This is a genomic window from Nocardioides daedukensis (assembly GCF_013408415.1).
Lineage (GTDB): Bacteria > Actinomycetota > Actinomycetes > Propionibacteriales > Nocardioidaceae > Nocardioides > Nocardioides daedukensis.
The window spans coordinates 277,773-290,099 of record NZ_JACCAA010000001.1; the positions used below are offsets into that span (position 1 = coordinate 277,773).

The 12,327-nt window shown below is 68.1% G+C and carries 13 protein-coding genes and 4 tRNA genes; 9 read left to right on the top strand and 8 right to left on the bottom strand.

What is annotated here, in order from left to right:
• Positions 1–481 precede the first annotated feature (481 nt).
• Positions 482–1,924 (top strand): glycine hydroxymethyltransferase, encoded by a 1,443-nt coding sequence (locus BJ980_RS01365; RefSeq protein ID WP_179500646.1) that lies wholly within the window; start codon positions 482–484, stop codon positions 1,922–1,924.
• Here BJ980_RS01365 and BJ980_RS01370 read toward each other — a convergent pair.
• The 4 genes from BJ980_RS01370 to BJ980_RS01385 all read right to left on the bottom strand — a co-directional run bounded on the left by BJ980_RS01370 (position 1,900) and on the right by BJ980_RS01385 (position 5,833).
• Positions 1,900–3,198: an RNA polymerase sigma factor gene (locus BJ980_RS01370; RefSeq protein ID WP_343047620.1), complete on the bottom strand. Its 1,299-nt coding sequence runs from the start codon at positions 3,196–3,198 to the stop codon at positions 1,900–1,902. The genes BJ980_RS01365 and BJ980_RS01370 overlap by 25 nt on opposite strands.
• A 144-nt stretch (positions 3,199–3,342) precedes the next feature.
• Positions 3,343–3,693 (bottom strand): YciI family protein, encoded by a 351-nt coding sequence (locus BJ980_RS01375; protein ID WP_179500647.1) that lies wholly within the window; start codon positions 3,691–3,693, stop codon positions 3,343–3,345.
• Between the two features lie 57 nt (positions 3,694–3,750).
• Positions 3,751–4,101: a YciI family protein gene (locus BJ980_RS01380; RefSeq protein ID WP_179500648.1), complete on the bottom strand. Its 351-nt coding sequence runs from the start codon at positions 4,099–4,101 to the stop codon at positions 3,751–3,753.
• Between the two features lie 100 nt (positions 4,102–4,201).
• Entirely contained in the window at positions 4,202–5,833 is a 1,632-nt protein-coding gene (locus tag BJ980_RS01385) for an acyl-CoA dehydrogenase family protein (protein WP_179500649.1), read from the bottom strand.
• A 17-nt stretch (positions 5,834–5,850) separates the two neighbouring features.
• Here BJ980_RS01385 and BJ980_RS01390 point away from each other — a divergent pair, with 17 nt between their 5' ends.
• The 3 genes from BJ980_RS01390 to BJ980_RS01400 all read left to right on the top strand — a co-directional run bounded on the left by BJ980_RS01390 (position 5,851) and on the right by BJ980_RS01400 (position 8,565).
• On the top strand, positions 5,851–6,891 hold the full coding sequence (locus BJ980_RS01390; protein ID WP_246279903.1) for a YihY/virulence factor BrkB family protein: 1,041 nt from the start codon (positions 5,851–5,853) through the stop codon (positions 6,889–6,891).
• Positions 6,892–6,937: 46 nt separating this feature from the next.
• Positions 6,938–8,026, top strand: a complete 1,089-nt coding sequence (locus BJ980_RS01395; RefSeq protein ID WP_179500650.1) for a potassium channel family protein — start codon at positions 6,938–6,940, stop codon at positions 8,024–8,026.
• A 170-nt stretch (positions 8,027–8,196) separates the two neighbouring features.
• Complete coding sequence (locus tag BJ980_RS01400) at positions 8,197–8,565, top strand: hypothetical protein (RefSeq protein WP_179500651.1); 369 nt, start codon at positions 8,197–8,199, stop codon at positions 8,563–8,565.
• A gap of 57 nt (positions 8,566–8,622) precedes the next feature.
• Here the strand turns inward: BJ980_RS01400 and BJ980_RS01405 are convergent.
• The 3 genes from BJ980_RS01405 to BJ980_RS01415 all read right to left on the bottom strand — a co-directional run bounded on the left by BJ980_RS01405 (position 8,623) and on the right by BJ980_RS01415 (position 8,923).
• Positions 8,623–8,697, bottom strand: a tRNA-Val gene (locus BJ980_RS01405).
• A 26-nt stretch (positions 8,698–8,723) separates the two neighbouring features.
• A tRNA-Cys gene (locus BJ980_RS01410) sits at positions 8,724–8,797 on the bottom strand.
• A 53-nt stretch (positions 8,798–8,850) separates the two neighbouring features.
• Positions 8,851–8,923, bottom strand: a tRNA-Gly gene (locus BJ980_RS01415).
• Positions 8,924–9,071: 148 nt separating this feature from the next.
• On the opposite strand from BJ980_RS01415, the gene BJ980_RS01420 reads away from it, so the two are divergent.
• Positions 9,072–9,893, top strand: coding sequence for an aminotransferase class IV (locus tag BJ980_RS01420; RefSeq protein WP_179500652.1), 822 nt, complete (start codon positions 9,072–9,074; stop codon positions 9,891–9,893).
• A 9-nt stretch (positions 9,894–9,902) separates the two neighbouring features.
• Here BJ980_RS01420 and BJ980_RS01425 read toward each other — a convergent pair whose 3' ends face one another.
• On the bottom strand, positions 9,903–10,352 hold the full coding sequence (locus BJ980_RS01425; RefSeq protein WP_246279904.1) for an SsgA family sporulation/cell division regulator: 450 nt from the start codon (positions 10,350–10,352) through the stop codon (positions 9,903–9,905).
• 205 nt (positions 10,353–10,557) lie between these two features.
• Here BJ980_RS01425 and BJ980_RS01430 point away from each other — a divergent pair.
• From BJ980_RS01430 to BJ980_RS01445, 4 genes are all read left to right on the top strand, one after another.
• Positions 10,558–10,629: transfer RNA gene (locus tag BJ980_RS01430), tRNA-Val, on the top strand.
• Positions 10,630–10,824: 195 nt separating this feature from the next.
• Positions 10,825–11,037 (top strand): hypothetical protein, encoded by a 213-nt coding sequence (locus BJ980_RS01435; RefSeq protein ID WP_179500653.1) that lies wholly within the window; start codon positions 10,825–10,827, stop codon positions 11,035–11,037.
• Between the two features lie 22 nt (positions 11,038–11,059).
• Positions 11,060–11,581 (top strand): DUF3253 domain-containing protein, encoded by a 522-nt coding sequence (locus BJ980_RS01440; RefSeq protein WP_179500654.1) that lies wholly within the window; start codon positions 11,060–11,062, stop codon positions 11,579–11,581.
• A gap of 9 nt (positions 11,582–11,590) precedes the next feature.
• Positions 11,591–12,295 (top strand): ABC transporter ATP-binding protein, encoded by a 705-nt coding sequence (locus tag BJ980_RS01445; RefSeq protein WP_343047621.1) that lies wholly within the window; start codon positions 11,591–11,593, stop codon positions 12,293–12,295.
• The last annotated feature ends 32 nt before the right edge of the window (positions 12,296–12,327 follow it).

A 12,327-nucleotide genomic window follows, 5' to 3' on the forward strand; every position in this document is an offset into this window, starting at 1 on the left:
GCTGCAACGTTGAAACGTCGGGTTGGCCTGCGACCGGCGCCCGGGGACTGTTCGGTCTGGGCGCCCGCGTTCCTGGGCGCTCAGGTTCGAGTGCCGTGGGCTGCGGGAGGTCAGGAAGGCCAACACATCATGCTGCGGACACGGCCGTAGTCCACGTGGCGTCGGGCCACGAGGAACGGCTGATTCGCAACAGTGATCATGGAGGGAGTCTCACGGAGCGGACGCTCCGTCCACAACCGTCAATCTCATGACGTGGACTCGGATATCAAATAATGAGACAGCCGCGACGGACTCAGGCGGGATCCTCGGTCACTACGTGGCCCAGGTCACTCCGCTACCTCCGGCCAGGTCCTTGCTCAGGCTCCGACCCAGTCAGCGAACAGCGCCCCGATCGCGGCCCGACGTACGCCGAGGAGCGCATCCCGAGGCCACCCCTTGGGCAGTGCGCGTGTTGGCCGTCCCGTTCACTAGTCTGGTCGCCATGAGCGACCTGACTGCCACGACCAGTTCCGCCTACAAGCAGGCTCTCGAGGTCATCGCCTCGGTCGAGCCGCGGATCGCGGACGCCACGCGACAGGAGCTCGCCGACCAGCGCTCCTCCCTGAAGCTGATCGCGAGCGAGAACTACGCCTCGCCCGCCGTGCTGCTCACCATGGGCACCTGGTTCTCCGACAAGTACGCCGAGGGCACCGTCGGGCACCGCTTCTATGCCGGTTGCCAGAACGTCGACACCGTCGAGTCGCTGGCTGCCGAGCACGCACGCGAGCTGTTCGGCGCCGAATATGCCTATGTCCAGCCCCACTCGGGCATCGACGCCAACCTGACTGCCTACTGGGCGATCCTGGCGCACCGCGTCGAGGGCCCGTGGCTCAAGGACGCCGGCGTGAAGAACATGAATGAGCTCACCGACGCCGACTGGGAGAAGCTGCGCCACGAGCTCGGCAACCAGCGCCTGCTCGGGATGAGCCTCGACTCGGGTGGTCACCTCACCCACGGCTTCCGGCCGAACATCAGCGGCAAGATGTTCCACCAGCAGCAGTACGGCACCGACCCCGAGACCGGCCTGCTCGACTACGACGCCCTGCGCGCCAAGGCGAAGGAGTTCAAGCCGCTGATCCTGGTCGCGGGCTACTCCGCCTACCCGCGCCGGGTGAACTTCGCCAAGATGCGTGAGATCGCCGACGAGGTCGGCGCGACCCTGATGGTCGACATGGCGCACTTCGCCGGCCTGGTGGCCGGAAAGGTCTTCACCGGCGACGAGGACCCGGTGCCGCACGCCCACGTCGTCACCAGCACCTCGCACAAGTCGCTGCGAGGCCCGCGCGGTGGCTTCATCCTGGCCACCGAGGAATATGCCCCCAGCGTCGACCGCGGGTGCCCGATGGTCCTCGGCGGACCGCTCTCCCACGTGATGGCGGCAAAGGCCGTCGCGTTCGCGGAGGCGCGTCGTCCCGAGTTCGCGACCTATGCCCAGGCCGTGGCCGACAACGCCAAGTCGCTCGCCGCGGGGTTCATGTCGCGCGGGGCCAAGCTGGTCACCGACGGCACCGACAACCACATCGTGCTCCTGGACGTCAGCTCCTTCGGCCTCACCGGCCGTCAGGCCGAGTCGGCCCTGCTCGATGCTGGTGTGGTCACCAACCGCAACTCGGTTCCCGCCGACCCGAACGGCGCCTGGTACACCTCCGGCATCCGGTTCGGCACCCCGGCGCTGACCACCCGCGGGTTCGGGCACGACGAGTTCGACAAGGTCGCCGAGCTGGTCGTCGACGTACTGAAGAACACCGAGGCGGGCACCAACAAGGCCGGGGCACCGTCGAAGGCGACCTACAGGCTGGCCGACGGTGTCGCCGACAAGACCCGCGCAGCATCGGCGGAGATGCTCGACAAGCACCCGCTCTACCCGGGACTCGACCTGTCCTGACCCGACACCTCCGCGCGGCGACGCGCCAGGTGGGCACGCTCGGTGTCGTTGCGGCACAGGGCGATGGCTTCGTCGTACGCCGCACACGCGGCGTCGACGTCGCCCGTCCGCACGAGCAGCTCGGCCTGCACCGAGGCAAGACGGTGCGCCCCGGCCGACCTCATCGCGCTCTGGTCGATGCCTTCCAGGGCCGCAAGGCCGGCGACGGGACTCTCTGACTCTGCGACGGCCACCGCACGGGCGAGATGGGTCGCCGGTGAAGGCTGCAGCGCCAGGAGCTGGTCGTAGGTCGTCACGATGCGAGCCCAGTCGGTGTCGGCGGGGCTGGGGGAGAGTGCGTGCTCGGCGGCGATCCGGGCCTGCAGCACATAGCTCGCAGCCACCGGGGTGAGTGGTCGGCGCAGGGCCGGACGCGTGAGCAACGCGCGTGCTTCCTCGATCTCGTCGCGGTGCCACAACGCGCGGTCCTGCTCGGCCAGCAGGACGAGGTCGTTGTCTGCGCCCACGCGGGCGTCGCGTCGTGAGTGCTGGAACAGCATCAACGCCAGCAGCGCCACCAGGACGGGCTCGTCCGGGCGCAAAGAGAGCGCCACCCGCGTCAACGAGATGGCCGACCCGGCCAGCTCCGCTCGGAGCAGGTCCGGCCCGCTGCCGGGGGCGTAGCCGGCGGTGAACGCGAGGTAGGCGGTCTGGGCGACGATGTCCAAGCGCTGCGCGACGTCGACGGATGCAGGCACTGAGAACGGGATGCCCGCAGTGACGATCTTCTTCTTCGCTCGGGTCAGCCTCGCTGCCATGGTGGCCTCGGGAACCAGGAAGAGCCGCGCGATGTCGTGGGTGCTCACACCCACGACCAGCCTCAGCGCCAGAGCGCTCGCCGATTCCGGCGAGAGCGAGGGGTGGGCACACATCATCACCAGCCGGAGCAGGTCGTCCTCGATCACGCCGCCCGGGTCCGCCATCACCCGAGTCGACTGCTCACGCTGCTCGGCGTCAGAGACCAGCAACGGTGCACGACGACGCGCCGTGGCCTCCGCGCGGATATGGTCCAGCACCCGCCGTCGCGCCGCGGTGAGCAGCCACGCCGCCGGGTTGTCGGGCACGCCTCTGCTCGGCCAGTGCCGGGCGGCGGCCTCGACGGCGTCGGCCAACGCTTCCTCGGCCAGGTCAAGGCGGCGGAACTGGGCGAGCAACAGGGACATCAGGCGTCCCCATTGCTCGCGGACCGTCCTGTCGAGGACGGCGTGCTCATCGGCGCGTCGGTCCGCGGTCACGGTGGTCCGCTCATCGGGGGCCTACTCATCGGGCCCACTCATTGGTGGCCCAGTCACGGGTGGCTCGCTCGCCGGTGACCCCGCTTGCCGTCGACCCACTTGCCGGCGACCAGGTCACCGGTGATCCACTCGCCCCTGACCGGGTCACTGCCCGATGGCCACTGTCGGCCGGATCTCCACCGAATAGCAGACCGGCAGTAGGGCAGCAGCCGCCGTCGCGTGGTCCAGGTCGGGCAGCTCGGCGTCGTAGTAACCACCGATCATCTCGACGGTCTCTGCGAACGGGCCGTCACTCACGGCCAGCTCCCCCGACTCGTGGCGCACCGTGGTGGCGGTGTCGGCCCCGGCGAGCGCGGCCGCACTGATCTCCCGGCCGTGTTGAGCCAAGTAGTCGGAGAATGCCTGGTGCTGGTCGACGAAGACCTGCTGTTCCTCGACGGAGGCCTGGTCCCACCCGCCGGGCTCGTAGGCGATCAGGAACAGGTAGCGCTTCATGGCGGGCTCCTTGCTCATCGGCGGGATCACTCGGGGTGGCGGCGTCACTCGGGGGAGTCACTCGGGGAGGCGGCGGAACTCGATGAGCTCACCGCGCGATGCGAACCGGGTGCAGAGCTCACGCAGCTCGTCCTCGTTGTCGGACTCGATGAGGTAGAAGCCGACGATCTGCTCGACGGACTCCGTGAACGGGCCGTCGGTGACGGTTGCCCCACCGTTGCCGTCGGGGCGCATCGACGTGGCCAGGGCCGAGGGTTCGAGCGGGCTGACCGCGATGATCCGGTGTCCACCTGCGGCGAGGTCCTCGTGGAACTGGCCGTGCGATGCCATCCCCTTCTGGTGCTCCTCGGGCGGCAGCTTCGCCCACTCCGCCTCCGGTGCAGGCAGCAGGATCAGGTAGCGACGCATGTCATTCTCCTCTTGATCGGGCGGCCGCAGGTGCGACCTCACCACCATGACGGACGCGAACCCACGAAATCGACAACCGGGAGAAAGATTTCCCCGGTGGTCAGATCGTCGGCGTGGTGCGCTCGACGATCGAGCGGAAGTCCGCGCCCTGCAGCGTGCCGAACGTCCCGTTGTACGACGTACCCAGGCGCGAGGCGCAGAACGCGTCCGCGATCTCCGCAGGTGCGAAGCGGACCAGCAACGAGCCCTGCAGGCAGGCAGCCATCAGGCCGGCCAACCGGCGCGCGCCGACCTCGAGCGATGCGGTGTCCCCGAGCATCTCCAGGGCGTGCTGGACCGCAGCATCGAGCCGCGGGTCGGCGCCGTGCGCCTTGCCGACCTCGGTGATCCACGCATTGAGGGCCTCGGGCTCGCGGGTCAGTGCGCGGAGCACGTCGAGGGCGTTGACGTTGCCCGAGCCCTCCCAGACCGAGTTGAGGGGCGACTCGCGGAAGAGCAGCGGGAGACCCGACTCCTCGACATACCCGTTGCCACCCAGGCACTCCAGCGCCTCGGCGACCATGAACGGAGTCCGCTTGCAGACCCAGAACTTCGCCAGCGGAAGCGCGATCCTGCGGAACGCTGCCTCGTGGGGGTCATTCGGGTTGTCCACGGCGGCCGCCAGGCGGATCGCCAGCGCGGTGGCGGCCTCCGACTCGACGGCGAGGTCGGCGATCACGTTCTGCATCAACGGCTTGTCGGCCAAGAGCCCACCGAACGCCGAGCGGTGCGCGACGTGCCACGAGGCCTCGGCCAAGGAGCGTCGCATCAACGATGCCGAGCCGAGCACGCAGTCGAGCCGGGTCGCGGCAACCATCTCGATGATGGTGCGCACACCACGACCCTCGTCGCCCAGACGATGCGCCCAAGTGCCGTTGAACTCCAGCTCGGAGGAGGCGTTGGAGCGGTTGCCGAGCTTGTCCTTGAGGCGTACGACGTCGAGCTGGTTGCGGGTCCCGTCCTCGAGGACCCGCGGTACGACGAAGCAGGTGACTCCCTGCTCGGCCTGGGCCAGGACCAGGAACATGTCGTTCATCGGTGCCGAGGTGAACCACTTGTGCCCGTGCAACGTGTAGTTGCCGTCGGACGAGGTCGGCCGTGCCTCGGTGACATTTGCGCGGACGTCCGAGCCGCCCTGCTTCTCGGTCATCCCCATCCCGGCCAGCGCGCCCTTCTTGTCCGCCGGGTTCCGCAGGCCGGGGTCATAGCTGGTCGAGGCGAGCAGGGGAGTCCACTGCTTGGCGACGGCCTCGTCGGCACGCAGGGCCGGGACCGCGGCATAGGTCATCGAGATCGGGCAACCATGACCGGGCTCGGTCTGCGACCAGGCGAAGAACCCCGCGGCACGACGTACGTGCGCGTGCGGGTGGTCCGATTCCCACGGGGCTGCGGCGAGGGCGTGCCCGACGGCCCGCTCCATCAACCAGTGCCAGGAGGGGTGGAACTCCACCTCGTCGACCCGGTTGCCGAACCGGTCGTAGTTGACCAGTTCGGGATGGAACTTGTTGGCCAGCATGCCGTGCTCGCGCGCCTCCTCGGTGCCGGCCTCGGCGCCGAGGTCGATCAGCTCGCCGACCACGTCGGCGCCGGCGTGACGACTGATCGCGTCGGTGAGCGCGTGGTCGGAGGTGACCACGTTGTGACCTATCAGTGGGGGTGCCTGATTGTTGCTTGCACGAATGTCGGAGCCCATGTGGATACCGTAGGCCCATGCCCTCGTCGACCGCCAAGAACCAACGCGGTCTGCTGGCGAAGGCGATGCATCTGTTGTGGCGGTTGGTGGTCACCACCGTCGCCTCCTGCATGCGCTATCGGGTCACCGGGCTGGCCGCCGAGGCCGCCTTCTTCGCGATCCTGTCGATGCCGCCGCTGATCTTCGCGCTGACCGGCGCCATCGGCTACGTGGGGGAGACGTTCACCTCTGCGCAGGTCGAGGACATGCGCCAGGCCGTGATCACCCTGTCCAGCCGGGCGCTGACCGAGAGCGCGGTCGACAACATCATCGTGCCGACCTTCGATGACGTGATCGAGGGCGGACGTTTCGACGTCATCTCGATCGGCTTCGTGCTGGCCTTGTGGTCCGGGTCCCGGGCGCTCAACGTCTTCGTGGACACGATCACGATCATGCACGGGCTGGGCGGGCAGCGCGGGATCATTCGGACCCGGGCGCTGTCGTTCAGCCTCTATGTCCTCGGGCTGATCACCGGGATGGTCGCGATCCCGTTGATCATCGCCGGCCCGAAGCTCGTGGGCAGCTGGCTGCCGAGCCAGTTCGACCCGCTCTACAAGCTCTACTGGCCGACCATAGTCGTGCTGTGCATCTGCTTCCTCACCACGCTCTACCACGTGTCGGTGCCCGTACGGACGGCTTGGCGCTACAACCTGCCCGGCGCTGTGTTCAGCCTGACCACCTGGATCGTCGGCTCCTTCTTCCTGCGCTGGGTGCTGACCACCACCGCGGCGGACTCCCGCTCGATCTTCGGCCCGCTCGCCGCGCCGATCGCTGTGCTGCTGTGGCTCTACATCGTCTCGATCGCAGTCCTGATCGGTGCCGCGCTCAATGCCGCCTGCGATGCGGTCTTCCCGCAGAACTCGACGTCGAAGGCGCGCACCGAGCTGTTGAAGAAGCTCAACCAGGTGCTTCCCTCACGGATCACCGACCGGATCGGGCGAACCGAGCCCGTGGCACACGACGTACCCGAGGATCGTGGGCCGCGTCCCACCCCCGACAAGCCGTCCGTGCCAGACTGACGCCTGTGTCCAGCCCGATGTCCTGCTGCCCCGAACGAGCCGGGTAATGGAGGAGAAGACAACCTCGCGCACCACCCCGGCCGGGGTCGCCCTTCCCGCCCGCGCGCGCTCTCCCTGGTGGGAGCTGAGCCGTCGGCTGCTGCTCGCGCTCGGGATCCTGTTCGGGACCGTGCTGCTGGTGTGGCTGGACCGCGAGGGCTATCGCGACGCGAATGACCCCACCGGGGCGGTCGACCTGATCGACGCGATCTACTACACGACCGTCACCCTGAGCACGACCGGGTACGGCGACATCACGCCCGTCTCCTCGCAGGCCAGGATGATCAACGCGCTCGTCATCACCCCGGCCCGGATCGGGTTCCTGGTCCTGCTGATCGGCACGACCATCGAGGTCCTGGCCAACCAAGGCCGGGAGATGTTCCGGATCGCCCGCTGGAGGAAGAACATGGACAACCACGTCGTCGTGATCGGCTATGGCACCAAGGGCCGCAGTGCTGCCGACACCTTGATCCAGAACGGCCTCGACCCGGAGTCGATCGTCGTGGTCGACCCGCGACCCAGTGCCCGCGAGGAGGCCAACTCCGACGGCCTCGCGGTGATCGCAGGTGACGCCACCCGCCGTGAGGTGCTGCGCCGGGCCCGGGCCGAGAAGGCGAGCCAGGTGATCATCACGACCGATCACGACGCCAACACGATGATGGCCACCCTGACCGTCCGCCAGATCAATCCGGGGGCCTACATCGTCGCCGCCGTCCGCGAGCAGGACAACGTGCCCCTGGTGCGTCAGTCCGGCGCGGACGCCGTCGTGACCTCCAGCGAAGCAGTCGGGCGGCTGCTCGGTCTCTCCTCCCTCTCGCCGACTCTCGGTGAGGTGATGGAGGACCTGATGACCTATGGCGCAGGACTGGAGGTCGCCGAGCGGGACCTCCTGGTCAGCGAGGTCGGCAAGCAGCCCCAGCGTCTTCCCGACCAGGTGATCGCCGTGGTGCGTGACGAACAGGTCTACCGCTACTTCGACCCGGTGGTCACCCAGCTCGCGCGCGGTGACCGGCTGATCGTCGTACGCCCCTCCAAGGAGCAGCCCTGGGCGCCGCGACCGGGGACCAACTTCGAGGACACTGCCGAGGACGACTGATCCTCCACGCCGTGGCGACCTGGCCCGGTTGGGCCATCTCGGCCGGCGGATCGGACATTTCCGGTGCCGGAACCCGGCGAACCTGTCCGTTTCGTTCCCAGGGAGCCGACCGCGGGCTAGGTTGAGCGCACGGGCCGACAGGGGTCCCTGAACGAGGGGGAGTGCGTCCGATGCCACCAGCCGATGCGGTCTGTTCGGTGCACCGGGAGTTCACCGCGTCCCCACGCAGGCTGCTGGCAGCCGTGCTCGCCACGAACCCGCACCGGTTCCGGATGGTCAGCGCACGCGGCGCGGAGATCTTCTTCGTCTTCCGTGTGCTCGCCAGGGACGGCTATCGCACCGGCGAGGAGGTGCTCGCCCTGATCACCGCCGGCCCGCAGGGGTCCCAGCTCCTCGTCGTGCACGAGGGCAGCACGATGGCCGTTCCCGACACCCACGTCGCCATGGCGATGGAGACCTTCATCGGGCGAGTCCAGTTCGCCTACGACCACCCGAGTGCGGGTGAGCTGCGCAAGCGGGCCGTCGAGATCCGCAGCTGATTCGCCAGCATCCGTACCAATGACAAGAGGCCCGCTCGATGAGCGGGCCTCTTGTGCTGGTGGACGATACTGGGTTTGAACCAGTGACCTCTTCCGTGTCAAGGAAGCGCGCTACCGCTGCGCCAATCGTCCGAGATCTTGAATTATAGGGGAACTGGTGGAGGTGGGTACGGGATTTGAACCCGTGTACACGGATTTGCAGTCCGTTGCCTCGCCTCTCGGCCAACCCACCGCAGGAGGACCAACGATCCACCCCCAGGTGGTGTGGGGGAGAGGATCTCTCCGAGCGGACGACGAGGCTCGAACTCGCGACCTCAACCTTGGCAAGGTTGCGCTCTACCAACTGAGCTACGTCCGCTTGGCGCCCGGTTCATCACCGGGCGACGTGAGAACATTAGCCGAACGCCTTCGGAGTGCAAAATCGGGGTCCAGCGCGGCGTGTTCAGGCGCAACTCTGCCTGTCTGAGCTGGGTTCCCGGCGATCGTGGCGGGTCTAGATTGGTCCCATGCGAGCTTGGGTGAACGGACGGATCCTCGACAATCCCGCTGATCCTGCGATCACGGTCTCCGACCATGGCTTCACGGTGGGCGACGGCGTCTTCGAGGCGGTGAAGGTGGTCGACGGCCAGCCGTTCGCGTTGACCCGCCACCTGGACCGGCTCGCCGTCTCGGCGCGCGGGCTCGGTCTCCCGGCCGTCGACGACGCGTTGGTGCGACGAGCAGTCGCCGAGTCCCTCGAAGGCCAGGATCTGACGCTGGGCCGGCTGCGGATCACCTACACGGGAGGCGTCGCGCCCCTGGGCAGCGGCCGTGGCGATGCCCCGCCGACCCTGACGTGCGTTGCCGCCGCGATGGACCCCTACCCGCCCAGCACTTCTCTGGTCACGGTGCCTTGGCCCCGCAACGAGCGGGGAGCGCTCGCCGGCCTGAAGACCACGTCGTACGCAGAGAACGTGGTCGCGCTGGCCCATGCCGCCGAGCAGGGCGCGACCGAGGCGCTGTTCGTCAACCTCGCCGGGCACATCTGCGAGGGCACCGGGAGCAACATCTTCTACGTCGTCGACGGCGAACTGCGTACGCCGACCCTGGCCAGCGGCTGTCTCGCCGGGGTGACCCGCAAGCTGGTGCTGGAGTGGTTCGGGGGAGTCGAGGTCGACGAGCCGAGCGCCGTGCTCGAGCGCGCCAGTGAGATCTTCCTGGTCTCGACCACTCGAGACGTCCAAGCAGTGCACACCCTCGACGGGCGCAGCTATCCCGACCCCGGACCTGTCACTGCCGAGGCTGCGAAGGTGTGGGCGCTGAAGGAGGCCGAGCACGCCGATCCGTGAGGCGTTGCCTCAGATCGCCAGCAGCTGGTCGATCAGGTCGTCGACGTCGATGTGTGCGGACTCGGTTCCGTTCGGAACCAGAGCGTGTGTACGACCGAGGAAGGCGGACACGTCGCGCGCCGGCGCCTGCACCAACAGCTCGCCGTCGGGTGAGGCCAGCTCGATGATCACGATCGCGCGGCCCTCAGCGTCCAGGCACGGCCAGATGTGTACGTCGCCGTCGCCGGCGGGTTCGTTCTGTCCTTGTGAGAGCAGCTCGCGAGCGAAGGTCCACACGACCTCGCGCCACGCGGTCCGGAAGGTCGCGGTCACTGCGAAGGGGTCGCTGGGCGCATAGCCGAACGTCGTGGTGAGGGCCATCGTCCGGCCATCGGCATCGACGCAACGCAGGACGATGTCCTGGCTGATCTGATGGTCGATCTGCTGGCTGGTGGACCGAGACTCGCCGTCGTTCAGCATCGCGGTGTTCCTTCCTCTCCCCAGCAGGCCCGCAATTCGCGGTCCTGCACGGGAGTAACGAGGCAACGGCCGACTAATGACGCCAGGACGCGAGAAATGTGCGTCACATCCGAGGCGGCGGGGCCAGAGCTGCGTTCCTGCGAAGGCTCGTGGACCTCGATTGAGTGACCGGGCAGGGCATGCGTTAGAGTTCCCCAGCACCTGCGGGCGATTGGCGCAGTGGTAGCGCGCTTCGTTCACACCGAAGAGGTCACTGGTTCGAACCCAGTATCGCCCACCGCATAAGTGCAGGTAAGAGCCCCTTTCGAGGGGCTCTTCCTGTTTTCGGGGGACACATCGGAACGGCCGCACCGCTTCTCTGGCCGTCGAGACTGCCTGGCGCCGCCGATGCGTCATGCTTGCAGTCAGGCGCCTCTCGCTAGGCTCGCCACAGTCCACGCCCCGGTTCGGTGGGCGTCTGTGAGGAGGCACCGTGTTCTTCGACAACAAGCCGTGCACCGTGTGTGGATCAGAGGTGGAGCTGCGTGCTCGCGACGTCGCGACCGAGGAGCCCTCGGGTGCACCGGTCGGACCGACTGACGGGGTGGTCGGCGCCGGCGACGAGACGACGGACGAACGCGTCTGCACCAACAGCGCGTGTCCCAGCAACATGGGCAACAGTCATACGAGCACTGACAGCGTCTGAGTGACGGAGCGGAGCGGATCGCATGCCTGACTCCCCGGACGTCGAACGCACTCCCGACGGGCACTACCTGGTCATCGACGGGCGACGCTGGCGCGCCAGCGACCCCGGGATCCCCGATGCCTTGCGCCAGGAGCTGGTCGATGAGCTGATGGCAGCCCGTCGCGCCGTACGCACCCAAGGTGACGAGGCACGCCCCCGCGTCAACGACGCCAAGGTGGCGCTCGGCGAGCGGGGACGAGCGTGGTGGGAGCAGCCCACGGAGGACGAGTCGGCCGAACGGATAGCTGCCACGATCAGGGCTCTTCTGCGAAAGCGCGACGGCAGCTCCATCTGTCCCAGTGACGCCGCTCGTGTGGTCGGTGGTGAGTCCTGGCGCGAGCGGTTGGATCAGGTACGTGCGGTGGCAGGCGAGATGGCGGCACGCGGGGTGGTCGTGGTGACCAAGGGGGAGGAGCAGGTCACCGTGAAGGCCCCGGGGCCGATCAGGTTGCGCCGTGGTCCTGGGTTCGACGCTCGGTCCGATCAGGGATCCCCTCACCCCTAGGGTGGCCTCGTGACCAAGAAGGAAAGCCTCCTGCGGGTTCGTGGGCTGCGGATGGCCTACGGCGAGTACGACGTGTTGCGCGGGCTGGACTTCGACGTCGCCGCCGGCAGCGCCACCGTGCTGGTGGGCCGCAACGGCGTCGGCAAGTCGACGGTGCTGCGCCTGGTCACCGGCGTCGAGGAACCCTCCGCGGGCACGATCGAGCTGTCGGGAGCTCCGCTCGACGAGCGCTCGGCCCTGGTCCGGGCCCAGCTGGCCGTGGTGATGGACGACATGGACTTCTTCCCCGACCTCAGCGTGGTCGAGCACCTGGACCTGATTGCGCGTGCGCATCGGGTCGAGTCCCCGGACGAGGTCGTTGACGATGTTCTCAGTGATGTGGGCCTGGTCCCGCAGGCTGGGCAGTTGCCCGGTTCCCTCTCCTCGGGGCAGAGGCGTCGGCTCGGACTCGCCAGTGCGTTCGTCCGGCCCCGCCGGTTCCTGATCCTCGACGAACCCGAGCAGCGTCTGGACGCGCAAGGCCTCGAGTGGCTCGTCGGTCGACTCGTCGCCGAGAAGAAGGCCGGGCTCGGCATCCTCTTCGCCAGCCATTCCCCGGTGCTGGTCGATGCGGTCGCGGACCGGGTGGTCAACCTGGACGAGGTCATGCCGCGCGACGGGGACGCGGGCGTCGCCAAGGATCAGACGTCCGACGTCGAGGAGGCGGACTCCTGAGCGCCGCATCGGCGGAGGTCCGTGAGCTGCGC